The organism is uncultured Polaribacter sp. (genome assembly GCF_947503875.1).
GTDB lineage: Bacteria > Bacteroidota > Bacteroidia > Flavobacteriales > Flavobacteriaceae > Polaribacter.
This window is the reverse complement of record NZ_CANNFH010000004.1, coordinates 277955-303211: the sequence shown is the minus strand read 5'-3', so window position 1 is coordinate 303211 and position 25257 is coordinate 277955. Positions and strand designations below refer to the sequence as shown.

Genomic DNA, 25257 nt, shown 5'->3' with positions numbered 1-25257 from the left:
ATTGTAAAAGATGGCAAAATATAAGACGTAAAAGTAGTAATAAATTAAGAATGATATAAATTGAAGTGATTTATTTCTAAAATTAGGGTGTCTATTCTTAGTATTTTACCACTTATTTAAAGCAAATCTTACAACTCTAATAAAAAAAGCAAACCAATTGTATTTGCATTTCTTAATTTTTGAGAATCAGTAATTACAGCATTACTTACTGAGTTGAATTCATTAAAATCTTGTTGTGTATTAAAGTTAACACCCAAACCTATTCTTTTAGAAAGCTCAAAAAGTAAACCAATACTTGCCTCAAAACCATAATTCCAACCCTTAAAAACATCGCTTTCTGTGGTATTTAAAAAACGATATTCATCATCCATAATTGTTTGGGCATACAAACCAACATTAGACACATACTTCACTTTTTCGGTAAGTTGATAATCCATAGTAAATAATAACGGAATTCTTAACAATTCTCTTTCATGAAAGAAATTACCAATGGCATTAAAACCCGTACCAGACAATTCTGAATGCCCTAAACCTGTAGCAATACCATATTTTTCTGAAAAACGATAATTTAAAAGAATACTACTAACATTGTTGTCTAAATTATAATTTGGTTGCGCATCACTCGCTATAGTTGCAAAGCCAATACCTGCTGTAGCAATAATTTGAAATTTACTGTAAGAAGTTTCTTGCGCTGTAGTTAAACTAGCAGTTGCAATTAATAGTAAAGTAAAATAAAAATTTTTCATAGTATACTAGTTTAAGATTAGTTTAATATTTAATTAAAAGTTATACCAAATTGAAATGCAAAAACCGCACAATTTTCATAACTAAAATAGCTTATTTACAAAGCAAAATAGCTTTCTAATTCTTCTAAAGTTTCTGGAGATGTTTCTATGTCTTTTACCACTACACCTTTGTCTAAAACCACAATTCGTTCACAAACTTCGGTTACGTGTGTTAAATCGTGACTAGAAATTAGTACTGTAATTGCTCTATTTTCTGTAAGTGTTTTTATAATTTGCTTTAAACGAATTTGGGTTGTGGGATCTAAGTTTGCAAACGGTTCGTCTAAAATAACAACTTCAGGATTTCCCATCATTGCTGCAACAATACCTGCTTTTTTCTGATTTCCTTTACTTAAATCTCTCAGATATTTATTTTTTCCGATAATTTCATCATTAAAAAACTCATCAAATTGTGCAATAAAGCTTTTTACATCTGCTTTACTCATACCTCGTAAATCGCCCACAAAATCGAAATATTCTTCTGGTGTTAAATAGCTAATCAAAAAAGACTCGTCTATAAAAGAACCGGTAAAATTTTTCCAATCTTCACTTTCATTTACTACAATGTTGTTGTTGGTTATTTTACCTGTTGTAGGTCTAATTAAATCTAAAAGTATATTAAATAAGGTGGTTTTTCCTGCACCATTATTACCAACCAAACCAAAACTTTGCCCTTTTGGTATGGCAACAGATGCTACATTTAAAACCGCTGCTTTTCCGTATTTTTTTGATATATTTTCTATTGTAATCATAATTTATTTTTTAGTTGATGCCTTATGCTTCTTTCCCAAAAGCGTTAATCATTACGTACTTGTTTTCTATATATTTTTGCTCTATAAAATTCATAACATACTTTTTACAAAGCAAGCTAATTACACCTATGGCAGCTACCACAATAAAGCCCCAATAACCGCCCAAAAACTTGTCTGTTAACCAAAAAATTAACATTGGAAACAGCATTAAAGGAATAATTATAATAAACTGTGTGGCACTTGTACCTTGCGTATTGCCAAAACCACTTTTGTTTAAATCTATTTTTTTTCTGTTGAAGGAACCTGAGAACAATAAAAACAAAGAATTAAAACCAATATTAAAAATTGCGCCTGCTGTAATCATTAAAAAAATATCTATTCCAAAATACAAATAAGGAATGCTTAAAATATACATAGCTGCAGTTACAACCACCATTAAAATCCATTTAGAGTCTAAAAATTTACGGTATTTAAAACTCTGACTCATTAGCATTTTGTAATGTGCACTGTCCCAAGCAGGAATAAATTGCCCATAATTTAGCGCAAAACCACCCGTTACAAACAAAGAGGCAAACATTAACATCGCTGGCATTTCTCTGTAGGTTTGTTGTGTGAAAAAGATTAAACCATAAAACAAGAATAGAAACGACATTAAAAAGACGGTTTTTGTTCTTTTGTTACGCCAAATTAAACGAATATCATTTTTTATAAAAGGTGCAACATCGCCCAGCTTATCTGCAAAAGATAAATCTGCAGAATTTGCTTCTACTACTTTTTCTGAAACAGCTTCATCTAAATACACCAAACTCCTTAATTGTTTGTAATTTAATTGATACAATACAGCTACTAAAACTACTCCTAATAATGCGTAAACAGGACTCGCATAAATGGCATCAAAAATTTGACCACCAAAAGCAGTAACATTATAAATATTAAACTTTTGCAAGCCAATTAAACTTAATAAAATTAAAACCATAGTGCCTAAAGCAACATTGTTTTTATTAATTAAAAAGTTTAAAAAATTGGCAAATTGAATCATTAAAATAATGGCCAATAACCAACCTAAAACACCAACAGTATTGTAACCTTCTTTAATTAAAACCACCGCAAAAGGAATGTAAAAAAACAGACTAAAGATATTAAAGAAAGAAACTGCTGATTTTGCCAATACATAATGCACCAATTTACTTTTTCTGATGGGCAGAATTAGCAAGGGTTTAATATTCATTACTGGCAATTTTTGCATGAGATATCTAAAAATTAAATCGCCCAAAAAAGCATATAATAAAAAAGAATTTACCAAAACTAAAGGATCTGTCTCTGGCATTTTTTTCTTTAAAATATAATAGCCAAATACTCCAATTGCCAAAAAACAAACAATAAAATAGAGTGCAAAAAGCACCATTGCTATTTTTATTCCAATACTTTTTTGCCAGTGTGCAGATCTAAAATATTGTTTCCATTCTAGATTTAAAAAATGTGAAATCATACAATTTGGTTTTTGTTTAGTTGTTAAATAAGTAGTTTATTTTATGAATTTGTTACAGTTTGTTTTATTTTTTTATTTTGTTTTTTCATTTCGACCTTGTGGAGAAATCTCATAACGTTTGCCAAACTTTACGTGTTCTTAATGTGAGATTTCTCCAAAAAGGTCGAAATGACACTGTTGCGCAAATGAGTAAATACTAAACTTCCCTTAGGGAAGATTAAGATGGGATAATTTATACTCAGGATACGTTTCTTGCAACAATTCTTCTGCTTTTTGAGGCATTAAAAAACTGGTTACGTAAAATAAAATACCTGTAGCTGTTGCCAAACAAGCAATTAATAACAACCAATGGTTTTCTAATTGCGAAAAATCTACTTTAAAAGCATTCATTAGATTAAAAATATTGAGAAATAGTATTCCTGAAAAGCCATTTCTTGTATCGCCAATCATGGCTTCTAATAAAAATACTTTGTCTTTCTTTTTTAACTTTTTTTGTGCTTTTCTTCTTTTGGTTAAATTTACTAAATCTATAACTACCAAAACAAACAAAACACCTAAAAGAAAATACTGCGAAAATGAAATTTTAAGTAAACAGAAAAGTCCTATAATACTAGCCAAAGTGGTCATTAATTTTGGCATTGTAAACCACTCACTAAAAAAGCGCCACATAATTTTACGGTAGCGTTTATTCATTTGTTTTTGTTTGGCTTCAATAACATCTAAAAAACCAAAAATACCGAATTTTTTAAACGCTTTATCTCTAGCATCTTCAAATTTTAAATTAGGGTGCTCTTCCCAAATTTGCTCAATATCGTTTGCCAAATGATCTACCAATTCTGTTTGCACATCATAATGATAAACATAGTGTTTTCTAGTAAACTTGTAAAGATTGTCTATTTGTGTTTCTTGTAATTTCATCAATCTAAAAATTTTAAATCAATTTATATTCTGGGTAGGTTTCTGCTAATAATTGATTGGCTTTTTTGGGGATTACGACTAAAGTAATATAACTAACCAAAATAAAAACTGTTGCAAATAAAGCTGTAAGCACACTTCTAAAATTGCCCATTAACATAAAATCTATAGAGTTGCCTGGTATTAAAAAATAAAAACCATAAAAAAGCATTAAAACACTATTTCCATAACCTTGTGTTTGTAAAATACTTTCGAACAACCAACTTTTTTGTGTGATTTTATATTTCTTTTTTAATTTTCTAGAATTAAATACCAAAACAACTATCTGAATTATAAAAATAGAAAACAAAATAACATTGTAGATTAAGTAACTAATTTCTAATTCCTGCAACTGATAAAACCCAAAAAACAACGCAATTGTTAAGATAATTTTTGGCAACTGAAACCACTCTCTTGCAAACTTTAAAATAACTTTATAGTACTTTTTATTCATTTGAACCACTTTAGCATCTACAACATTCATAAACCCAAAAACACCAAATTTTTTAAAAGATTTGTCTCTGGCATCTTCAAAAGACAAGTTTGGATATTCTTGCCATATCTCCTCAATATCGTTTGCTAAATGATCTACCAATTCTGTTTGAACGTCATAATACTCCACATAATGTTTTCTTGTGAATTTGTAGAGTTCTTTTATTTGTGTTTGGGTTAGTTTCATAATCAAATAAATACATTTGGATACTGTTGTTGTACTTGTTTTTTATTTTTACGATAAATATAATCTGCAGACCATAAAAAAAGAATAAACAACACAAAAACAGCTAATTGCAAATTGTTATACAAAGCAATATCAAAACTTGCGTTGTTTCTATAAGTAGTTATGGAATTGAAAATAATAACACCCAAATGTGCCACTTGAAAGAAACTATTGTTTAAATCTAAGGTTAAAAAGGTTTCTTTTTTTGTTACATCTCTAGTATTGTCAACAAACAGACTAAAGAAATAAATAACAATATATAAGAACCCAATACTTGTTAAAATATTAAAAAAGGTTTCTTTGTTTTCAAACCAATTCATCCCTAAAAAAAGGATATAAAATAAAGCAGCAGCCAATATAACTTTGGGTAATTTAAAAAAAGTGACAAAATATTGAAACGACTGTTTGTAAAAGCGATTTTGTACTTTTTTTGTCTTCTCTTTTAATAATATACTAAAACCAGCATGAGAAAAATTCTTATGAATATTTTCTATTTCTCTCTTAAAATCTAAATCAGGGTTTTTATCTAATTTTTGCTCTAAAATATTGGCAAAATGATCTACAATTTCTGTTCTCACATCGTAATATTTTATGCCAGAAACAAAAACATAATTGTCTATTTGTAAAAGTTGTTCTTTTGTTAATTCCATAGCTTACCCAACTTTATATTTTTGAATTGCTTTTTGATGTTTTCTAAAAAACGTAAAATAACTAGCAGTAATCATCAAATAAAAACAAACCATACTTAAATCCATCTCGTTCAATTCGTTGGCACGATTCATAATCAAAACAAAAACAAGTAAACCTGTTAAAACACCTAAACTTTGCGATTTTAATATAAAACCATACGTAGTTTTAACTTTGTTATTTCTAAAAAACAGCATGTAAAAAAAAGCAAGCAAAGCAAAACCAACGGTTACTTTTAAAACTAAAAAAAACGAATATTCAGCAGGGTTTTCAACCTTAAAATTGAAATGCGTTAGTAACAAAAACGGAATAAAATAAGACGTTAATAAAAGTATATAATGTTTCCAGAAGATACTTTTTGCTTTTTTAACTACCATTTTTGGTGCAGAAAAACCAAGTCCAAAAAACATGCTCGTGGTTTCTTTAAAATTCGGATTCCATTGTTGCCTTGTTTCAGCAAAAGCATAATGAAAATCCACGTTTTCAACTTCCATTTTAGTTTCAATAGCTGTGGTTATATGGTCTAAAACTTCCAAACGAATATCTACTTCATACAGATTTTTTGAATCTAAATATAAATTGATTTTTTGTATTTGTTCTTTTGTTAGTTCCATCCTACTCCAAACTAAATTTAGGATTTACCAAATGCTGCATGGTTCTTAAAAACTCTTGCATTTCTTCCAACTTGTTGGCAGTTTCTTTGGTTCCGTTTTCGGTTAATTTGTAATATTTACGCAATCTGTTGCCCACTTTTGCAACCTCTACATCTAGTAAACCATCTGCTTCTAGCTTATGTAAAGCTGGGTACAAAGCCCCTTCTGTAATGTTTAATTCGCCTTTAGTTAGTGCCTTTACTTTTTGTGTAATTTCATAGCCATACATTTTATCGTTACTTTCTAATAACTTTAAAATAATGGTTTGTAAAGAGCCTTTGTATAATTTCTGATTTCCCATTTTTTTGATGTGTAATCGTGTAATTGTTGTGTTATGTTGTATTGTGTAATTGTTTTATCGTGTAATCGTGTAATTATGAAAACTGTCAGTTCGAGCGCAGTCGAGAACCTATAAACCTCTCGACTGCGCTCCAGGAGACAATCTTACAAATCAAATATACATAATTTTTTGATGCATTAGTTTCTTATGTATATAATTTTAACAAAAAAAATATCCTGAAAACGTAAATTTTCAGGATATTTTAATTTTTTAATACTGAGATTCCTGCCTGCGCAGGAATAACAGCGGCGTTTTATTTTTCTCTCAAGAGTAAGAATCCCTTCTCTTTGGGAAGGTTAGGATGTGACCTTTAAAACCTCTGCAATTACACGTTCTAAATCTGCTTTTGGTAAAGCGCCATTTGCCATTTGTGGCTCACCTTCTGCAGGACAAAATAACATACTTGGTATACTTCTAATACCAAACGCAGCAGACAATTCTTGCTCTGCCTCTGTATCTATTTTATAAATATCTATTTTACCTTCATATTCTTTAGACAATTGCTCTAAAACAGGAGCCAACATTTTACAAGGGCCACACCAATCTGCGTAAAAGTCTACTAATGCTGGTCGTTTTCCTTCAAACTTCCAATCTTTATTTTTTTCAAAATTAAACACCTTTTCTAAAAAAGTTGCTTTGGTTAAATTCTCTACCATAATGCTTGTTTTTATTCCAACAAAATTGGATTTTATATTTCTTTTTAAACACTACTTATGTAAGTGTCTTGTTTGGCTATTAACACATTAAATAAATGTGATAATATACACAAATGTAGTCGAAATTATATGACTTCCATTACAAGTACCCAACAAGAGCAACAACTAAAGGTTAAAAGCTGTTAAATACCAAGAATAGAAATCTAAAATCTTTAAATTTGAAATGCAACACAGAAACCTAGATTATGAAATTTCAACTACGCATTGCTTTTTTACTAACTAGCCTTATTTTAGCATCTTGTAAAGAAACAACCCAACAAAGCAACTTAGATTTGACCTACCCAAAAACCACAAAAAAACCAGTAATAGAGAACTTTTTTGGCACCAAAGTAACCGATAATTATAGATGGTTAGAAGACGATAAAAGCGAAGAAACAAAAAACTGGGTAAAAGAAGAAAACAAGGTAACTTTTAATTATTTAGATAAAATTCCTTACCGAGAAGAAATTAAAAATCGTTTATCAGAATTATGGAATTACGAAAAAATAGGAACCCCATTTTTAGAAGGCGATTACACTTATTTTTATAAAAATAACGGATTACAAAACCAAAATGTACTGTATCGCAAAAAAGGAGATAATGACGCTGAAATTTTTTTAGATCCCAATACGTTTTCTAAAGATGCAACTACCTCTTTAGTATCTATACAATTTTCTGAAAATGGTAAAACAGCTGCTTATGCAATTTCTGAAGGTGGCTCAGATTGGAGAAAAATATTAATTATAGATACAGCCTCAAAAGAAATTAAAGAAGACACTTTAGTAGACGTAAAATTCTCTGGCATTTCTTGGTACAAAAACGAAGGTTTTTATTACTCTTCTTATGACAAACCTAAAGGAAGTAAATTATCTGCCAAAACAGATCAACACAAATTATACTACCACAAACTAGGTACTTCACAAAAAGAAGATTTGGTAATTTTTGGAGAAAAACCTTCAGAAAAACACAGATATGTTGGTGGTAATGTTACAGAAGACAATCGTTATTTAATTATATCTGCATCCATTTCTACCTCTGGTAATAAATTATTTTTAAAAGATTTAGAACAACCCAACAGCAAATTAGTTACCATTGTAAACCATGTAAAAAGCGATACTTATATTGCAGAAAACAGCGGCAGCAAATTATATTTAGTTACCAATTTAAATGCACCAAACAAAAAAGTAGTTACTGTAGATGCTAAAAACCCAACTCCAGAAAATTGGAAAGATTTTATTCCAGAAACAGAAAATGTACTCAGTGTAAATACTGGTGCTGGCTATTTTTTTGCCAATTATATGGTAGATGCTGTTTCTAAAATTTTACAATACAATTTTAATGGCCAACTTATAAGAGAAATAAAATTACCAGGTGTTGGTTCTGCCAGTGGTTTTGGTGGCAAAGCAACTGCAAAAGAATTGTATTTTTCTTTTACCAATTACAGCACTCCTGGTGCATCTTTTAAATTCAATCCAAAAAATGGAACTTACAAAACATACTGGCAACCAAAAATAGCTTTCAATCCAGATTATTATACCAACAAACAAGTCTTTTACACCTCTAAAGACGGTACAAAAATACCCATGATTATCACCCATAAAAAAGGAATCGACTTAAACGGAAAAAATCCTACAATTTTATACGGTTATGGAGGTTTCAACGTAAGTTTAACCCCAAGTTTTAGCATTACAAACGCAGTTTGGATGGAGCAAGGTGGCGTTTATGCCGTACCAAATTTACGCGGTGGTGGCGAGTATGGTAAAAAATGGCACAATGCTGGTACAAAAATGCAAAAGCAAAATGTTTTTGACGATTTTATTGCAGCAGCAGAATATTTAATCGCAGAAAACTACACCTCGTCAGCTTATTTAGCAATTCGTGGTGGTTCTAATGGTGGCCTTTTAGTAGGTGCAACCATGACCCAAAGACCAGATTTAATGCAAGTGGCTTTGCCAGCAGTTGGCGTTTTAGACATGTTGCGTTACCACACATTTACAGCAGGCGCAGGTTGGGCTTACGATTATGGTACAGCCAATGATAGCAAAGAAATGTTTGATTATTTAAAAGGCTATTCTCCAGTACACAATGTAAAAAAAGGCGTAAAATATCCCGCAACTTTAATAACCACAGCAGATCATGATGATAGAGTTGTACCTGCACACAGTTTTAAATTTGCCGTAGAATTGCAAGAAAAGCAAACTGGCGAAACCCCTGTTTTAATAAGAATAGAAACCAATGCAGGCCATGGAGCAGGCACACCTGTTGCCAAAACCATAGCACAATACGCAGATATTTTTGGATTTACGCTATTTAATATGGGCTATAAAACACTACCAAATCCACCAAAAAGTAAAATTAAAAGTTAAGTTTACCATCAATTTTATAATAATTTGGGCGTTACCTAAAGGTCGCGCTTTTCGCACTCGCTTTGCACAAAAAAGTGCAAGAGCTCAAACAAATGCTACAATCGCTAACGCAGGCATACTTGCCAACATTTTGTCATTCCTTCAAAGGCAGGAATCTATAAAAACACAATCAATAGATTCCTGCCTTAAAAACCCAAGAATGAGAATTGAGTTCTTAAAATTTAGAGAAATTATAAAAAAGCTAGATTTTTTTGTTTCTTTTTTCATCAATGGAAAAAAGAAAAGGAATAAAAGAAACCTTATTTTTGCACCATGCTAAAAGTAAATAATGTTTCTTTTAATTACCAAAAAAACAAAACCGTTTTAAACAACTTTTCGTTTCAACTAACTGCTGGCGAACATTTGTGTATTATGGGCGAAAGTGGTTGTGGAAAATCTACTCTTTTAAAAATTATTTACGGTTTATTCGATTTAAATAAAGGCACAATTTTCTGGAACGATACCCAAATTTTTGGCCCTAAAAAAAATTTAGTCCCAGGTTTTAAAGACTTTAAATATGTGGCACAAGATTTCGATTTAATGCCCTACATTTCTGTATCTGAAAACATAAAAAAACACTTGTCTCGTTTTTATCCAGAAGAAAGCGAAAAACGCACACAAGAATTGCTAGTAGTTATAGAAATGCAAGCTTTTAAAAACACAAAAGTTAAAAACTTAAGTGGTGGCCAAAAACAACGTGTTGCCATTGCTAGAGCTTTGGCAAAAGAGCCACAATTATTGCTTTTAGATGAACCCTTTGGACAAATAGACAACTTTAAAAAAAACACCCTTAGAAGACGTTTATTTGCGTTTTTAAAAGAAAAAAAAATTGCCTGTATTGTTGCCACTCACGATAAAAATGATGCGCTTTCTTTTGCAGACAGTCTTTTAATAATTAGAAATCATAAAATTTTAATAAACAATTCTCCAAAAGAAATTTACAACAATCCAAAAGAAAAATATATTGCTACTTTGTTTGATGATGTAAATGAAATTGAAATTAATGGACAACTCGTTTTATTGTATCCTCATCAAATTAAATTGGTTGAAAAATCAGAAAATTTAGCTATTGTAACTAATTGTTATTTTAAAGGTTCTTATTGGTTAATTGAAGCCAAATTTGAAAATCAAAAGGTGTTTTTTAATCATTTTGAAACGATAGAAAAAGATAAAAGGGTTTGTGTAGCATTTACTCAACCAAAAAACGCCTAAAAGCATTACCTATTTTAATTATATAAACTCCTTTTGCAAAAGAATCTGTTTCAATTTTAGTTGTTGCCAGTAATTGGATTAAACCATTTGAGATTGATGCTGTCTAAAGGTATATAAATTTTTAAATAATTATCTAAAATGAAGAGCCTTAAAACTATCACTATCATCGTACTTGTTTTCTTTACATCACATTTATCTTTTGCGCAAGAAAGTAAACCTGAACCAGATTTAGCAAATGTTAAATATGGAGAGCATGAGCGAAATGTTTTAGATATTTGGTTTGCAGACAAAAGCAAAATAACACCTTTAGCTATTTACATCCATGGTGGAGGATTTGATTATGGTAGTAAAGAAAAAATTAATGCACGTGCATTATCTCAATTGTTAAATGCTGGAATATCGGTTGCTTCCATCAATTACCGCTATAAAAAAATTGCTCCCTTACCTGCTGCACATCATGATGCAAAAAAAGCCTTGCAATTTATTCGTTCCAAAGCTGAATCGTGGGGTATTGATAAAAACAATATTGGAGTATGGGGAAGTTCAGCAGGAGCCCAAATATCTATGTGGCTTGCCTTTAATGATGAAATGGCAGACTTTGAAAGTACTAATCCAATAGAAAAGGAGTCCACTCGTATTGCTTGTGTAGCCTCGAATATTGGGCAAACCACTATGGAGTCTGATTTTTGGATTAAACATCTAACTAAATATGCGCCAGGTACAGAGTCAGAATTTAAAAGTAAAACACATCTTCAAATCTATGGTGTTGAAAATATGGAAGAAGCCGATGAAATAGCAAAGAGCATATCTGCTTTGGCCTTGATTTCAACAGATGACCCACCTATTTTTATGCAATATTCGATGAATCCAAACGCTGTTGCACCAAGCAAAGACAATCCAAAGAAATTTAAAGGTTGGGTTATTCATCATGTAGATTTTGGAATTGCGCTTAAAGAAAAAATGGACGAATTAAATGTAGAAGTTCATTTAAAATACCCAAGTTCCAAAACGAAATATAATTCATTGGTTGAGTTTTTTATAGATAAATTAAACAAACAATAATTTTAAAGATAGAAAAAAACTACTGGCAACAACATATATAATTTATTGCTAGCTTATTGTCTACTTACGAAAATCCTCACGGATTTTCTTTGTCAGAAATTATTTACTAATTTAACACAAAATTCACGCAACAAATCATATATAAACACGTTAAGAGCGTTCTTCTAGAAATATCAAAAAACGTTACAAAACCAATTTTCTTGTTTTTAGAATTAATGTTAAAAATTCCGTTTTTTTTGGAATGGGAAAAATTGTAATTCCTTTTTCTTCAAAATTAGCATCAGAACTACTTAAAGAAGTACAACTTGCGTAACCAAAAAAATTTATACAATTTTTAGAATTGTTATAGTATTTCCATTAAAATTAAAATTGTCGTTTTCTTTTTTTCCCAACAATAGCTTGCCAATGGGCGAAGAAATAGAAACTGCAAAAAAGATTTGATTAGCAACTTTTAATTGTCCGCAAGAAATAGCTAAAAAATAATTTACTTTTTCTGTATAAACAATACTGCCTAAATGCGCGTTTTTTAAAGTTGAAGTTTTTGAGTTAGAAACGTCTATTTTTGCCAAAATTTCTTTCATTTGTTTAATACTAGAAAGTTGCTGACCCGCTTTTTCCATTTCTAACTGCAACATTGCTCTTCCTGTTTCGTGCTTGTCTCCTGCAGAACTTTTTGTTTCAGACTGCAACGCTTTTTGATTAGAAGAAATAACAGCTTCTACATTTTGCAAACGTTTATTTACAAAATTTTCGCATTGTTTAAATAAGTTTTCTTTAAGATTCATTTTTACAAACTAAATGCAAAAGCACCATAATTACCATGATGCGTTTTTGATATTGAAATGGGTAATTTTTTATCCTTTTTAAACAAATAAGGAATGCCTAATCTATTTTTTTTAAGTTGAATGTCTTCAGAAAAATAAGACAACAATTTCGTATTAATTATTTTGGTTAAAGCTGTGTTTTTTTCAACAAAAAAAGAATTTGAAACCATTTTTACATCATTTTTTTTAGTAGCAACAGCATAAATATAAGTATCTGATATTATGTAATTTATATAAAATATTTCATCTTCCAAAATTACGTTTCCTTTTGTGGTTGAAACTATTTTACATAAAAATTTTTTAGGCGCAAAAAAACGTTTTTTATGTTGTTGCATGTAACATTTATAAGCAGCTTCTTTCATGCTCCAAAAAAGCCAAACTTTTAAAAACGGATTATCTGCATTTAAAATTTCGTTTTGCTCATACATTGTAAACTGCTTTTCTAAAAACCCTTTTCTTTGCCAATTACTTTGTGTTTTGGCTACGTTTAAATCTACAATATCATTCCCAATATTATACATTCATTTTTTCTTGAATAACAGCAACAGTTGCTTTTACAGAAAGCATTTTTTCCATAGAATCGTTATCTATTTCTATCTTAAACTCGTCTTCTACATCTAAAATTATATCTACTAAGTTTGCAGAGTTTATTTCTAAATCGTTTATAAAATCGGTTTCTTCAGACATTTTTAAAAAACCTTCTTCATTTTGCACGTAAGGTTTTACAATTGTAGTTAGTTTTAATATAATTTCTTCTTTTGTCATTTTTAAAATTTGTGTTTACAACAAAGTTATGCAAAAGATTTAGATTGCTATTAAATATTTAATGCGCTAAAAACTGGCTTCAAATCCAAGAGAAAATGCCTTTATTTCAGAAACTGCTAACTTATAATGTTCGTAACCAAAAGTTATTCTATAATTTTTAAGATGATATTTTAGCAATAATTTAGAGTTTCTAACAGATTGTTGGTTTATGGTTGCCCATTTATGAGAAGCGAATACACTTATAGGTTTTGCTAAAAACAACTCGCCACCAATACCTAATAAAAACCTGGTTTCATTTACATTATTAAAAATACTTCTAAAACCAACACCAAACCACGCATTAAAACGCTGTGTTCTAATTCTATGGTATTTTAAAAGTGCAGAAAACATATTAAAAGTATCTGTTCTATTGTTTACTTTTTCTAAAAAAGTAGTGTAATTAACATCTAAAGCAAACCGTTTAAAAAATTTAAAATCTACACCAATATCATTGCCATACAACTGCTTGTTTTCAATTAAAAAATGATTGTAAACATCTAACCTTACTATATTATAATTTGTGGAATTTGTGTAAATAAAATTACCATAATTACTTTCTTTATATGGGTAATTAGAAAACTCTGCACTGTGCATTCTTCCATTAAATTCCCAAGGTGTTTCAAACATAACACCATAAAAAGTATACGCTGCAATTCCAAAAATAATTCTAGCAAATGGATTTAAATCGTCATCATCATCTAAAACAGTTGTTGAAGAAGTTGAAGTTTTAGAAGTTTTAGTTCCTGAATTATTTGTAGAATTATTGCTTTTTAAGCTTTGTTTAGCATTCTCTAATTTTTTTTCTTGAGAAACACCTTCAAAAGAAAACATGGCAAGAAATACCATAAATATTAATAGTTTTTTATACATTTTAGGTTGATTTATAAACTTGAAACTAACCAAAAACTATGCCTAATTAACTGTATCTTTGTTATTTCTTTTTTTAAACGCAAAAAACAACTATTGTGTCTGTACAAGCCAAAAAACATTTAGGTCAACATTTTTTAACCGATGAAAGTATTGCAAAAAATATTGCAGATGCTTTAACAGAAAACGGGTATGAAGACGTTTTAGAAATTGGCCCAGGAATGGGTGTTTTAACAAAATATCTGTTACAGAAAAAACCAAAAACTACTGTGCTAGAATTAGACAGAGAATCTGTAGCGTATTTAAAAGATGTTTTTCCTGTAGAACAATTGCATTTAGACACAAGTGCCAATAATTTTGCCATAATAGAAGGCGATTTTTTAAAGAAAAATTTACAAGAAATTTTCAATAAAAAGCAAGTAGCTATTATTGGTAATTTCCCTTATAATATCTCTACTCAAATTGTTTTTAAAGCTATAGAAAACAGAGAGTTTGTGCCAGAATTTGCAGGCATGTTTCAAAAAGAAGTTGCTAAAAGAATTGCAGAAAAAGAAGGCTCTAAAGTGTACGGAATTTTATCTGTTTTAACACAAGCTTTTTTTGATGTAGAATATCTTTTTACAGTACCTCCAACTGTTTTTAATCCACCTCCAAAGGTAGATTCTGGTGTAATTAGATGCATTAGAAAAGAAAATTACACACTGCCTGTAGACGAAAAATTATTTTTTAGAGTTGTAAAAACAGCCTTTAATCAACGTAGAAAAATGTTGCGTTCTAGCTTAAAGTCTTTTAATCTTTCGGATTCTTTAAAAGAAGAACCTATCTTTGCCAAAAGACCAGAACAATTATCGGTTCAGGAGTTTATTTTACTCACGCAAAAACTAACAGAAAATGGCATTTGAAATTACAGATGAGTTTCTAGACAACCTTATAGAATTAATAGCCTTAGACAACTCTAAAGCCATTACTAGCTTATTTGCAGAAGTACATTATGCAGATATTGCAGAAGTTTTAGATGAGGTTAGTTTTGATGAAGCTATTTATGTAATTAAACTATTAGATAGCGAAAAAACATCGGAAATTCTTACAGAATTAGACGAAGATATTCGTGAAAAAATCTTAGAAAACTTATCTGCCAAAGAAATTGCAGATGAAGTTGGGGAGATGGATTCTGATGATGCAGCAGATATTATTGGAGAACTTTCTGAAGAAAGACAAGAGCGTGTAATTAATGCTTTAAATGATGATGAACTTGCTGCAGATATTAAAGAACTACTATCTTATGAAGATAATACTGCTGGTGCTTTAATGGCAAAAGAACTGGTAAAAGTTTACGAAACTTGGACGGTTGCTGGTTGCATGCGCAGAATTAGAGGACAAGCCAAAGATGTTACCAGAGTTCATTCTATTTATGTGGTAGATAAAGAAGATAAACTGGTTGGACGTTTGTCTTTAAAAGACTTAATTATTGCAAAATCAGATCAAAAAATATCTGAAATCTCAAAATCTAAAGTAGATGCTGTAGATGTAAATGAAGACGATGAGGAAGTTGCCAAAATTATGGCAAAATACGATTTAGAAGCCATCCCTGTTGTAGACCAAAATAATATTCTTTTAGGAAGAATTACTATTGATGATATTGTAGACGTTTTAAAAGACGAAGCCGACAAAGATTACCAAATGGCGGCAGGTTTAACCCAAGATGTAGATTCAGACGATAGTATTTTTCAACTTACCAAAGCACGTTTACCTTGGCTTTTCTTAGGTTTAGTTGGTGGTGTTGGCGCTTTTATTATTATGGAAGGTTTTCAAACCGTATTTTCTACGTATGCCACTTTGTTCTTTTTTACACCATTAATTGCAGCAATGGCAGGTAATGTTGGCGTACAATCTTCTGCAATTATTGTGCAAGGTTTGGCAAATGATGATGTAAAAGGATCTGTAAATAAAAGACTCTTAAAAGAAATGTTTTTGGCCGCTTTAAACGGTATTATTTTAGCCCTATTTCTTTTTGGTTTTGTTTGGGCTTACGAAGGCGAAATAGACCTGGCCTTAGCCATTTCTGTTTCTATGGTAGCTGTTATTATTATTGCAGGTTTAATAGGTACATTTGTACCACTTTTTCTAAACAAAAGAGGTATAGACCCTGCAATTGCAACAGGCCCATTTATTACCACTTCTAATGATATTTTTGGAATTTTAATTTACTTTTTAATTGCAAAATTAATTTTAGGTATTTAAACATTGTTGCTCTTTCTCAATTAAAATAATTAGAAGCTATTTCCTGCTTTCACCACTCGCTTTGCACAAAAAAGTGCAAGAGCTCAAACAAATGGTTCAATCAGGGCTAAACTTGTCTGTTAGCTTTTCGCTTAAACCAGAAGTAATTGTTGTTTTTTAAATTGGTAATACAAATAAAATTTAGTTTAAAGAACTTAATCCACCATCATAAGTTGGGCTATTTTTTTAAATAAAAAAACCTTCCTAATTTCTTAGAAAGGTCTTTTCCTTTTTCTTCATAATCTTCAACACAAGCCCCTACTCTCGTGTCTGCAATTAATCCCATTCCGGAAAATTTGTATTTGCTTTATTAAGCAAATACACTACAAAAATAGTAGGAATTAAGAAAGCAAGATGGTTAAAAGCCGAAGTTAAAAATGCGGATTTCCGCAAAAACACAAGTATTAATCAATAATGCCTAATTCTTTGGCTTTTAGTACCAAATCTGTATTGTTATTGGCGTTTAAATCTGTTCTTAAATTGGCTAATTTGGTTTCTATAGAACGTAATTTAATTGCAGTTCCATCACCTTTTAGTATAACACTCTCTAAATTAGCAATTTTAGGATGATTGGGTAATGCTTTTAAAATTTGCACAGCAATATCATCCATTTGAATTTGTATCATATTTCTACGCATTATTTTTTGATGAATTTCATGCGTGTAATAAAATTGACCTTCTAACATTTTGCTAATCGCAAAACCCAATTCTGTAGCATCGCAATTGCTTTTTAAAATGTATGCATTCGGATTTAAATTATGAATTACATTGTACACTCTATTGGTTTCTGTATGTCCTGTAATTACACCAATTTTAATATCAATTTCATTATTTCTAATAGCCTTTATCAATTCTTCTCCACCATCTAATTTGGCATCAATTGTAGTATTATCAAAACTTAAATCTGTAAATAAAATATGAAAAGGATTTATTTTTCGATTTGTTTGTATGGCTTCAAAAGCAGCATCAGACGTATTTACAGTTACAACATCAAAATCACCTACTTCTTTTAAAGAGCAAAGTATCCCTTGAATAACCAATTGATGATCATCTGCAATTAAAATTCTTGTTTTATTTTCCATTCTTTGCAATTTCTATAGTAATTTTTGTTCCTTTTTCTAATTCACTTTCCACAGAAAAAACACCGTTTATTTCTTCTACACGTTCTTTCATATTTTTTAGACCAATTCCGTTTTTTTTAGCCTGGGTGTCAAAACCTAATCCATTATCTGCAATGCTTAAAATTACTGTTTTTTTAGTCTGTTTAAAACTTAAAATTAATTCTTTGGCATTTGCATACTTTTTTGCATTTTGAATGCTTTCTCTCGCACATAAAAACAAGGTTCTTTTAATAGCATTATTTACTTTTTGGGTATCTACGCTATCTATATCTTGTATTTTTATCCTAAAATCTGGCTCAAAATAATCGGAAACTAAACCAATTATTTGGTCTTTAAAAGAAACTTTATCAAAACTCTCGCTACTTAATTGATGCGATAAATTTCTAACATTTTCTTTAATCGTATCTAAACTTTTGGCTTCTTCTATTTGCTTTGTTTTTGCTAATTTTAAATGCAACATTCTAATATCTCCAGCAACCTCATCATGTAAAGATTTTGCAATTTGTTGGCGCTCTTTTTCTCTGGCTTCTATTTGTTGCATTTTAGCATCAAACAGCATTTTTTTTCTTCTACTATTTACTACACTTAAACCAAAACCAATACATAAAACACCTGCTCCTGCAAATAGCCAACCAATAGTTTTTTGTTGTTTTTCACTTTCTAAAAGCAGTTCATTACGCTCATTTTCTTGTTTTAAATTGATGTTCTCTTTTTCTTTTTTTTCAGTTTCGTATTTCACTTTTGCAAACTGATTTTTTCGATACCTTTCTCTTGCAAACAAACTATCACTAAGTTTTACATAGGCCTTAAAATACTTTTTAGCCGTTTCTCCTTGAGAAAGCTCAGATAAAAATTGATAGCATTCTAAAACTTGCTCAGTATTTCTTGTTTGTTTACCAAGCTCTAAGCCTTTAAGTGCGTGTTTTTTTGCCAATGCATATTGTTTGGTTTTTAAATAGGCTTCTGCTAAAAGACTATGAGAAACACTTTGCCCATAATAATAATTAGATTTTTGTCTGCCCAATAAAACCGTTTTATAACCTGCAATGGCTTTTTTAATTTTACCTTGTCTACAATAAACAGAAGATAGACTTCCTAAAAGGTTTTGGTATTGTCTAGGATATTTAATTGCAACACTGTCAAAACGCAATCCTTCTTCAAATAAGCTAATGGCTTTTTCATAATTCTTTTCGTCTACATAAGTAGCACCAATATTATTATAAAGATTTAAATAGTTTATATCTCTCCTACTTTTTATAGGGTTAAATTTAGCCATTTCCCTAGCTTTTATGTAAGAAGCTCTAGATTCTTCAGGTCTGTTTAAGTGCCCTAAAGCATTCCCTAAAGTTTGATAAAGAGAGATTAACGTTCTATATTCTTTTTGTTGGGCAGGCTCTATGTATTTTAAACCTTCTACAGCTGTTGTTTCGCTACCCAAATAATCTAATTCTTTTACTTGTAAAATAGCCATAGATAACAATCTTCTACCTACTTCTACAGAATCTTTAAGACCAATAAATATATTTTTTGACTCTTGATAATAGTAAAAACTACTATCTAAATTATTTTTTAGTTTATAATTTAAAGCCTCTAAATGATACGCTTTTCCCAGAGAAAAAGAATCTTTACTAGACTTAAAGTGTTTTAAAAGGGTGTTTTTTGAAAAAGCTAAACCTACAGTATTTTTAGCAAAATAGCTTGCTCTTGCATGTGCTACAGCAGCTTTCTTAATAAGCGAATCATTTTTTAATTCTTCTGAAAGCGCAATTGCTCTTTTTAGATATAAAAATTTATTTTCTTTTTTAGCATTATCTAAGTAAAATACAATAGAGTCTTTTTTCTGTGAGAACAAATTGAAAGACAGCAAAAAAGCAATAAAAAAGAAAACGTTTAACGCAAAAAAGTTGGGTGATTTTTTCATACGCTCGCGGTATAAAATAATTCAACAAACTGTTTTACAAAGGGGAATTGTATTTTCATTGTCTAAAATTTTATTGACATGTTAAAAATATGAAAAATAGTCAAAGAAATGGGTTTTTTATTTCACTTTTTGAAACAAATCCCAAATAACAACACCAGTAGTTACTGCAATATTTAAAGAATGCTTGGTACCTAATTGTGGTATTTCAATACAAAAATCAGCAGCATTTACAACTTCTTGCTGCACGCCTTTTACCTCATTACCCATAACAATAGCATATTTTTGCTGTTTTTCTGGTAAAAAAGCATCTAATTTTGTGCTGTTTTCTGCTTGTTCAATCGCTAAAACAGTAACACCTTCAGCTTTTAAGTTTTTAACCAATTCTAAAGTATCTGCTACATATTCCCAAGCTACAGATGCTGTTGCACCCAAAGCTGTTTTATGAATTTCTTTATTTGGTGGCGTTGCACAAATACCGCACAAATATATTTTTTCAATCAAAAAAGCGTCTGAAGTTCTAAAAACTGAACCAATATTATTTAAACTTCTAATATTGTCTAAAACAATTATTAAAGGCGTTTTTTTAGTTGCTTTAAATTCTTCAACAGAAATTCTACCTAACTCGTTATTTTTTAGTTTTCTCATATTGTTTGGTTGTTGGTTTGTGGTTTTTAGTTGATGGTGTGCTAACTAACAACCAAAAACTAAACACTAACAACTATATTTTATATCTTCGCAAAACTAACTGAAAATTTGTAAAACTTGGCAAAATCAAAAGCTAAAAAGGTAACTCCTTTAATGAAACAGTACAATGCCATCAAGATAAAATATCCTGATGCTATGTTGTTGTTTCGTGTTGGAGATTTCTACGAAACTTTTGGTGAAGACGCTATAAAAGCAGCTGGTGTTTTAGGCATTACACTCACAAAAAGAGGTGCTGGCTCTGATTCTGAAACTGCCTTGGCTGGTTTTCCTCATCACTCTTTAAATACCTATTTGCCAAAATTGGTAAAAGCAGGTATGCGTGTTGCCATTTGCGATCAGTTAGAAGACCCAAAAATGACTAAAACCATTGTAAAACGTGGTGTTACAGAATTGGTTACACCTGGTGTTTCTTTAAATGATGAAGTTTTACAAACCAAAAAAAATAACTTTTTAGCGGCTGTTCATTTTGATACTTCGTCACGCTCAGCAGCCAAGCAACTGGGCATTTCTTTTTTAGATGTTTCTACAGGTGAATATTTAGTTGCCCAAGGAACTGCAGAATATATAGACAAATTGTTGCAAAATTTTGGGCCAAGTGAAGTTTTGGTGCAAAAACAAAACAAGCAACAGTTTTTAGAATTGTTTGAAAACAGATATTATACTTTTTATTTGGATGATTGGGTTTTTCAGTCTGAATATGCCAACGAAACTTTACAAAATCATTTTGAAGTAAAAAGCTTGAAAGGTTTTGGAATACAAGATGTTAAAAACGGAATTGTTGCAGCTGGTGCTGTTTTGTATTATTTATCTGAAACACAACACAATCAGCTAAAACACATTCAAAATATTAGCAGAATTGCTGAAGATAATTATGTTTGGATGGATCGTTTTACGGTTAGAAATTTAGAATTATACAACCCTAATTCTGTAAATGCTGTTACGCTTTTAGATATAATTGATAAAACCATTTCGCCAATGGGCGGAAGATTGTTAAAACGTTGGTTAGCATTGCCTTTAAAAGATTTAGAGGCGATTAAAAACAGGCACGAATTGGTAAAGTTTTTTATAGATTCTGATGATTTTTCACAGACTGTAACTTATCAACTGAAACAAATATCTGATTTAGAACGCTTGATTTCTAAAGTGGCAACAGGCAAAGCATCACCAAGAGAAATTGTACTTTTAAAAGATTCTTTAAAAGCCATTTTACCGATTAAAAATGAGGCTGAAAAAAGCAAAAATAAAGCGGTAAAAACCTTAGGAAAACAATTACATTCTTGTGAGTTTTTAATTGATAAAATTGCTGAAACTTTATTTGATGATGCTCCTGTAAACATTAACAAAGGAAATGCAATTGCCAATAATGTGCATAAAGAATTAGACGATTTACGTGCCATTTCTAATTCTGGAAAACAGTATTTAGATGCTATGTTGGCGCGCGAAACTGAAGCTACAGGAATTAGCAGTTTAAAAATTGCCTTTAACAACGTTTTTGGGTATTATATTGAGGTTAGAAATACGCATAAAGATAAAGTTCCTGAAGCGTGGATTAGAAAACAAACCCTAGTTTCTGCAGAACGTTACATTACTGAAGAATTAAAAGAATACGAAACCAAAATTTTAGGTGCAGAAGAAAAAATTCAGGTTTTAGAACAAGAAATTTTCTCTAAATTATTGCAATATATTATTGGTTTTGTGCAAAAAGTGCAAGAAAATGCACAAATTATCGCAAAAATAGATTGTTTATTAGGTTTTTCTGTTTTGGCAATAGATCATAATTATGTGCGCCCAATTATGGATGAAAGCACAGATTTAGATATTAAAAATGGGCGACATCCTGTTATAGAAAAGCAATTGCCTATAGACCAAACCTATATTGCAAATGATGTGGTATTAAACAGAAATCTGCAACAAATTATTATGATTACTGGACCCAATATGTCTGGTAAATCTGCAATTTTGCGCCAAACTGCATTAATTGTTTTATTGGCGCAAATGGGAAGTTATGTGCCTGCACAAAATGCAAAAATTGGTATTGTAGATAAGATTTTTACAAGAGTTGGTGCCAGCGATAATATTTCTATGGGAGAATCTACATTTATGGTAGAAATGAATGAAACAGCATCTATCTTAAATAACGTTTCTGAGCGCAGTTTAATTCTCTTAGATGAAATTGGTAGGGGAACCTCTACTTATGATGGTATTTCTATTGCCTGGGCCATTTCTGAGTTTTTACACGAACACCCAACCAAAGCAAAAACATTATTTGCCACACATTACCACGAATTAAACGAAATGACCACCACTTTTGAGCGCATTAAAAACTTTAATGTGTCTGTAAAAGAGCTGGAAGACACTATTATTTTCTTGCGTAAATTGGTTTCTGGTGGTTCTAACCACAGTTTTGGTATACATGTAGCCAAATTAGCAGGAATGCCAAATATGGTAATACATAGAGCCAATAAAATTTTGGCACAGTTAGAAAAAAACAACAAAAATGCGGATGTTAAAAACGTTTTAAAACAAAGCCAACACGAAGAAATGCAACTCAGCTTTTTTCAATTAGATGATCCTTTATTAGAAAATATACGTGAAGAAATTTTAGCGACAAATATAGATACTTTGACTCCGATTGAAGCTTTAATGAAATTGAATGAAATTAAGCGGATGTTGAGTAAGAAATAGTGGTTTTAAAAGGAGAATAGCAGAAAAGCACAAACTTGTTAGTTTGCACTTAACTACTAGTTTTTTAGTTTAATATTCTAAAAACCAAGCTACATCAGTTTTAACAAATAAACTAAAAGAAATAATTTTGTTATGCTCTTTATTTAGTAAAAAATACTGTAGAATGTTTTTCTTTTTATCATCTAATAAAATAAAAGCATCTTCCCTTAAAATATTCATACCACTAAACTTATATTTACTCAAATTTTCATATTCTTTTAATGGATATATGTTAAAATTCTTAATAGAATCTAATGCGTACTTAGGAAATAAAGAATTTCCCTGAATTTTTGGATCTCTAATTTTCTCAATAATTTCAATTATTGATGACTTTCTATCGCTTAAAGATAGTGAGTTGTCCTTATCTTCTTCAATTTGTATAAAATTATCTAAAATAGACTTAGAACTAACTTTACTATCATTAAGCTTTATTATAAACTCTTTTATTAAGACAGCCTCTTTATTTCTTTGAATACCAACACAACTTATATATAGTAATAGTGCTATAATTATTTTTATTTTCATAGTTGACGTTTACTTACACTCACCAGTTTTATTTGGTGAATTTGCTTTTATTTTGGATACTGTTACTTCGTTATTTGAATTTATTTGTCGTATTTCCTGCCCTAATGTACCAGGACTTCTGCCATTAAACAAATACTTATTTACAGTTGTGGATGGTAACCCTAAACCCGCTAAATTTCCTATTGCTATTGCAAAATCTGCACAAGCAAAACTATTAACATTGTATTTATTAGGAGCATTTCTAATATATTCCATTATAGTTTGAAGCTGGGTATTAGTAATATTTTTTGATATACTTATATGATACATATAATCATTATTGCTTCTTATTTCAGAATCATATGTTTTCCCAACACCAATTAAAGCCCTATTAGCCTCTTTTACAGGGTAAAAACCCAAATTTCTAGTAATGTTATTCTGTTCTATCCCTATAAATGCATGACCCGGTCCATTACTACCGGTATAAACTTCATTACTATTCTCTAAAGGTTGTTGAACATAAATAGTAAGTTTTGCGTTTTTTGTTGCATCAAAACATTTAAGTTCTTCTTTGGGGTCAATTTTTTCAGTATTCTCAATATCAATTTCGAACATTTCTTCCTCTCCTTCATTAACAGGAACATCTCCCTCTTTAATACAATCTAAACTATCTGTTTTACCTGATTTTTTTACATCTAAATTACCTTTTGTACCATCTGTACAAGACCAAGTTATAGCAAAAAGATTATCTAAATCTGTATTAGAGCTGTACCATAAATTTATATTGCAGGTTGCATCACCATCTGAGGTAGCAACACCTCCAGGTGGTTCTTCAAATTGAACTTGATTTTCTTCAGCTTCCAATGGATCGCTAACACTACTAGAACCCCTTCCAGAACTTCCTACTGAACTTCCATCATTGTTGTATTCAGAACAAGGATCGTCTTCTATTAAACCATCTTCCGTTTTATTATGTGCTGTTTTTTTTAAATTGTCTAAATAACTTAAGAAAGGATAATATTTGTGTATAGCTATGCTACCTTTCATTTTAGAAAAATCATACTTTCCATTTAAATACACTTCATTAAAATTGTTAATAGTGTACTTTATTATAAAAGGTTCTTGTTTTTTACCATAAACATCTTTACCTAGAATTAAATTATACAGTACATTATATGGTTGATTTTGTATGTTAAATTTAACTGAATATCTAGTGTTTTTAATAGAATCAACTAACTTTATTACCTGTTGTTTGTCATAAATCAAAAGATTATCGTCTTGCTTAGATTTACTATAATAATTTGTTTTTAATTCTTTTACCTCAGGTAAAAATTCACTTGGCAATTCAGAAAAAGATATTTTTGAAAAATTAGATTCTTCTTGGTAATTTTGAGTAATAAGCTCTTCTTTTTCACAACTAGATACTGTAATTAAAATTCCAAGAAACAGAATACCAGTTCTAAGATAGTGCAATAATTTGTTTTTCATTATTGTTCTCATTTAATAATTAATTTTAAGGTTTAGTAAATTATATGCTAACTTTTAAGCTTTGTATGACGGGTTTAAAAAAGTATAGTATAAACCCATATCTAAAACTGTAATTGGCAAGCATATCCCTAATTATTTTCTGTTATTGTGTGGTTTATTAATTCTCTAGAAAAATTAACAAGTCATAACATTGTAAATCTAAAACAAAAAAAAAAACCAAACAATCCCTTAATTAGGGGATGCAAGCATCCCTTAATTAAGGTTTAC

General features: G+C 30.2%; 24 protein-coding genes. 6 read left to right on the top strand and 18 right to left on the bottom strand.

The genetic code is table 11. The features are described 5' to 3' along the window. Positions 1-128: 128 nt before the first annotated feature. The 9 genes from Q0684_RS08485 to trxA all read right to left on the bottom strand — a co-directional run bounded on the left by Q0684_RS08485 (position 129) and on the right by trxA (position 7034). A complete protein-coding gene (locus Q0684_RS08485) occupies positions 129-746 on the bottom strand; it encodes a hypothetical protein (RefSeq protein WP_299015205.1) in 618 nt (205 codons plus the stop codon). A 95-nt stretch (positions 747-841) separates the two neighbouring features. Beyond that, a complete protein-coding gene (locus Q0684_RS08480) occupies positions 842-1537 on the bottom strand; it encodes an ABC transporter ATP-binding protein (protein ID WP_299015200.1) in 696 nt (231 codons plus the stop codon). A gap of 22 nt (positions 1538-1559) precedes the next feature. After that, complete coding sequence (locus Q0684_RS08475; protein WP_299015197.1) at positions 1560-3026, bottom strand: DUF5687 family protein; 1467 nt, start codon at positions 3024-3026, stop codon at positions 1560-1562. Positions 3027-3233: 207 nt separating this feature from the next. Continuing rightward, the gene (locus Q0684_RS08470; protein ID WP_299015193.1) at positions 3234-3944 is read right to left on the bottom strand and encodes a hypothetical protein; all 711 of its coding nucleotides are present in this window, start codon (positions 3942-3944) and stop codon (positions 3234-3236) included. A 13-nt stretch (positions 3945-3957) separates the two neighbouring features. Further along, positions 3958-4659, bottom strand: a complete 702-nt coding sequence (locus Q0684_RS08465; protein ID WP_299015189.1) for a hypothetical protein — start codon at positions 4657-4659, stop codon at positions 3958-3960. A 2-nt stretch (positions 4660-4661) separates the two neighbouring features. Further along, positions 4662-5348 carry a hypothetical protein gene (locus Q0684_RS08460; RefSeq protein WP_299015186.1) on the bottom strand — a complete coding sequence of 229 codons (687 nt, stop codon included), beginning with the start codon at positions 5346-5348 and terminating at the stop codon, positions 4662-4664. Between the two features lie 3 nt (positions 5349-5351). Then, entirely contained in the window at positions 5352-5999 is a 648-nt protein-coding gene (locus tag Q0684_RS08455; RefSeq protein WP_299015183.1) for a hypothetical protein, read from the bottom strand. Between the two features lies 1 nt (position 6000). Beyond that, positions 6001-6339, bottom strand: coding sequence for a PadR family transcriptional regulator (locus Q0684_RS08450; RefSeq protein ID WP_298762962.1), 339 nt, complete (start codon positions 6337-6339; stop codon positions 6001-6003). Positions 6340-6674: 335 nt separating this feature from the next. Further along, positions 6675-7034 carry a thioredoxin gene (trxA, locus tag Q0684_RS08445; protein WP_299015180.1) on the bottom strand — a complete coding sequence of 120 codons (360 nt, stop codon included), beginning with the start codon at positions 7032-7034 and terminating at the stop codon, positions 6675-6677. Positions 7035-7279: 245 nt separating this feature from the next. On the opposite strand from trxA, the gene Q0684_RS08440 reads away from it, so the two are divergent. The 3 genes from Q0684_RS08440 to Q0684_RS08430 all read left to right on the top strand — a co-directional run bounded on the left by Q0684_RS08440 (position 7280) and on the right by Q0684_RS08430 (position 11752). Further along, positions 7280-9439 carry a prolyl oligopeptidase family serine peptidase gene (locus tag Q0684_RS08440; protein WP_299015177.1) on the top strand — a complete coding sequence of 720 codons (2160 nt, stop codon included), beginning with the start codon at positions 7280-7282 and terminating at the stop codon, positions 9437-9439. 312 nt (positions 9440-9751) lie between these two features. Next, entirely contained in the window at positions 9752-10690 is a 939-nt protein-coding gene (locus Q0684_RS08435) for an ABC transporter ATP-binding protein (RefSeq protein WP_299015174.1), read from the top strand. 138 nt (positions 10691-10828) lie between these two features. Then, on the top strand, positions 10829-11752 hold the full coding sequence (locus Q0684_RS08430) for an alpha/beta hydrolase (protein WP_299015171.1): 924 nt from the start codon (positions 10829-10831) through the stop codon (positions 11750-11752). Between the two features lie 323 nt (positions 11753-12075). On the opposite strand, the gene Q0684_RS08425 is transcribed toward Q0684_RS08430, so the two are convergent. The 4 genes from Q0684_RS08425 to Q0684_RS08410 all read right to left on the bottom strand — a co-directional run bounded on the left by Q0684_RS08425 (position 12076) and on the right by Q0684_RS08410 (position 14250). Continuing rightward, complete coding sequence (locus tag Q0684_RS08425) at positions 12076-12537, bottom strand: 3-oxoacyl-ACP synthase (protein ID WP_299015167.1); 462 nt, start codon at positions 12535-12537, stop codon at positions 12076-12078. A gap of 2 nt (positions 12538-12539) precedes the next feature. Next, on the bottom strand, positions 12540-13097 hold the full coding sequence (locus tag Q0684_RS08420; protein WP_299015164.1) for a 4'-phosphopantetheinyl transferase superfamily protein: 558 nt from the start codon (positions 13095-13097) through the stop codon (positions 12540-12542). Further along, complete coding sequence (locus tag Q0684_RS08415; protein WP_299015161.1) at positions 13090-13341, bottom strand: phosphopantetheine-binding protein; 252 nt, start codon at positions 13339-13341, stop codon at positions 13090-13092. The genes Q0684_RS08420 and Q0684_RS08415 overlap by 8 nt, the downstream gene beginning before the upstream one ends. 66 nt (positions 13342-13407) lie before the next feature. Further along, the gene (locus Q0684_RS08410) at positions 13408-14250 is read right to left on the bottom strand and encodes a hypothetical protein (protein WP_299015158.1); all 843 of its coding nucleotides are present in this window, start codon (positions 14248-14250) and stop codon (positions 13408-13410) included. Positions 14251-14345: 95 nt separating this feature from the next. On the opposite strand from Q0684_RS08410, the gene rsmA reads away from it, so the two are divergent. Together rsmA and mgtE are read left to right on the top strand one after the other, a co-directional pair. Further along, positions 14346-15149, top strand: a complete 804-nt coding sequence (gene rsmA, locus Q0684_RS08405) for a 16S rRNA (adenine(1518)-N(6)/adenine(1519)-N(6))-dimethyltransferase RsmA (protein WP_299015156.1) — start codon at positions 14346-14348, stop codon at positions 15147-15149. Further along, entirely contained in the window at positions 15139-16488 is a 1350-nt protein-coding gene (mgtE, locus tag Q0684_RS08400; RefSeq protein WP_299015153.1) for a magnesium transporter, read from the top strand. The genes rsmA and mgtE overlap by 11 nt, the downstream gene beginning before the upstream one ends. A 443-nt stretch (positions 16489-16931) precedes the next feature. Here mgtE and Q0684_RS08395 read toward each other — a convergent pair whose 3' ends face one another. From Q0684_RS08395 to Q0684_RS08385, 3 genes are all read right to left on the bottom strand, one after another. Further along, the gene (locus Q0684_RS08395) at positions 16932-17609 is read right to left on the bottom strand and encodes a response regulator (RefSeq protein ID WP_299015150.1); all 678 of its coding nucleotides are present in this window, start codon (positions 17607-17609) and stop codon (positions 16932-16934) included. Next, on the bottom strand, positions 17599-19569 hold the full coding sequence (locus Q0684_RS08390; RefSeq protein ID WP_299015147.1) for a tetratricopeptide repeat-containing sensor histidine kinase: 1971 nt from the start codon (positions 19567-19569) through the stop codon (positions 17599-17601). The genes Q0684_RS08395 and Q0684_RS08390 overlap by 11 nt, the downstream gene beginning before the upstream one ends. A gap of 117 nt (positions 19570-19686) precedes the next feature. Further along, a complete protein-coding gene (locus tag Q0684_RS08385; RefSeq protein ID WP_299015144.1) occupies positions 19687-20214 on the bottom strand; it encodes an RNA methyltransferase in 528 nt (175 codons plus the stop codon). Positions 20215-20331: 117 nt separating this feature from the next. On the opposite strand from Q0684_RS08385, the gene mutS reads away from it, so the two are divergent. After that, entirely contained in the window at positions 20332-22959 is a 2628-nt protein-coding gene (mutS, locus tag Q0684_RS08380; RefSeq protein ID WP_299015142.1) for a DNA mismatch repair protein MutS, read from the top strand. A gap of 69 nt (positions 22960-23028) precedes the next feature. Here mutS and Q0684_RS08375 read toward each other — a convergent pair whose 3' ends face one another. Continuing rightward, positions 23029-23523 carry a hypothetical protein gene (locus Q0684_RS08375; protein ID WP_299015139.1) on the bottom strand — a complete coding sequence of 165 codons (495 nt, stop codon included), beginning with the start codon at positions 23521-23523 and terminating at the stop codon, positions 23029-23031. A 9-nt stretch (positions 23524-23532) separates the two neighbouring features. After that, on the bottom strand, positions 23533-24990 hold the full coding sequence (locus Q0684_RS08370) for a hypothetical protein (RefSeq protein WP_299015136.1): 1458 nt from the start codon (positions 24988-24990) through the stop codon (positions 23533-23535). Positions 24991-25257 lie beyond the last annotated feature (267 nt).

Bases quoted from the DNA above. Each gene is read 5' to 3' on its own strand.
- Q0684_RS08375 (WP_299015139.1), bottom strand. From the start codon at position 23,523: ATGAAAATAAAAATAATTATAGCACTATTACTATATATAAGTTGTGTT.
- Q0684_RS08485 (WP_299015205.1), bottom strand. From the start codon at position 746: ATGAAAAATTTTTATTTTACTTTACTATTAATTGCAACTGCTAGTTTA.
- Q0684_RS08460 (WP_299015186.1), bottom strand. From the start codon at position 5,348: ATGGAATTAACAAAAGAACAACTTTTACAAATAGACAATTATGTTTTT.
- Q0684_RS08395 (WP_299015150.1), bottom strand. From the start codon at position 17,609: ATGGAAAATAAAACAAGAATTTTAATTGCAGATGATCATCAATTGGTT.
- Q0684_RS08455 (WP_299015183.1), bottom strand. From the start codon at position 5,999: ATGGAACTAACAAAAGAACAAATACAAAAAATCAATTTATATTTAGAT.
- Q0684_RS08385 (WP_299015144.1), bottom strand. From the start codon at position 20,214: ATGAGAAAACTAAAAAATAACGAGTTAGGTAGAATTTCTGTTGAAGAA.
- mgtE (WP_299015153.1), top strand. From the start codon at position 15,139: ATGGCATTTGAAATTACAGATGAGTTTCTAGACAACCTTATAGAATTA.
- Q0684_RS08470 (WP_299015193.1), bottom strand. From the start codon at position 3,944: ATGAAATTACAAGAAACACAAATAGACAATCTTTACAAGTTTACTAGA.
- Q0684_RS08425 (WP_299015167.1), bottom strand. From the start codon at position 12,537: ATGAATCTTAAAGAAAACTTATTTAAACAATGCGAAAATTTTGTAAAT.
- Q0684_RS08370 (WP_299015136.1), bottom strand. From the start codon at position 24,990: ATGAAAAACAAATTATTGCACTATCTTAGAACTGGTATTCTGTTTCTT.
- Q0684_RS08465 (WP_299015189.1), bottom strand. From the start codon at position 4,659: ATGAAACTAACCCAAACACAAATAAAAGAACTCTACAAATTCACAAGA.
- Q0684_RS08420 (WP_299015164.1), bottom strand. From the start codon at position 13,097: ATGTATAATATTGGGAATGATATTGTAGATTTAAACGTAGCCAAAACA.
- Q0684_RS08410 (WP_299015158.1), bottom strand. From the start codon at position 14,250: ATGTATAAAAAACTATTAATATTTATGGTATTTCTTGCCATGTTTTCT.
- Q0684_RS08435 (WP_299015174.1), top strand. From the start codon at position 9,752: ATGCTAAAAGTAAATAATGTTTCTTTTAATTACCAAAAAAACAAAACC.
- Q0684_RS08450 (WP_298762962.1), bottom strand. From the start codon at position 6,339: ATGGGAAATCAGAAATTATACAAAGGCTCTTTACAAACCATTATTTTA.
- Q0684_RS08430 (WP_299015171.1), top strand. From the start codon at position 10,829: ATGAAGAGCCTTAAAACTATCACTATCATCGTACTTGTTTTCTTTACA.
- Q0684_RS08475 (WP_299015197.1), bottom strand. From the start codon at position 3,026: ATGATTTCACATTTTTTAAATCTAGAATGGAAACAATATTTTAGATCT.
- Q0684_RS08440 (WP_299015177.1), top strand. From the start codon at position 7,280: ATGAAATTTCAACTACGCATTGCTTTTTTACTAACTAGCCTTATTTTA.
- Q0684_RS08480 (WP_299015200.1), bottom strand. From the start codon at position 1,537: ATGATTACAATAGAAAATATATCAAAAAAATACGGAAAAGCAGCGGTT.
- Q0684_RS08390 (WP_299015147.1), bottom strand. From the start codon at position 19,569: ATGAAAAAATCACCCAACTTTTTTGCGTTAAACGTTTTCTTTTTTATT.
- Q0684_RS08415 (WP_299015161.1), bottom strand. From the start codon at position 13,341: ATGACAAAAGAAGAAATTATATTAAAACTAACTACAATTGTAAAACCT.
- trxA (WP_299015180.1), bottom strand. From the start codon at position 7,034: ATGGTAGAGAATTTAACCAAAGCAACTTTTTTAGAAAAGGTGTTTAAT.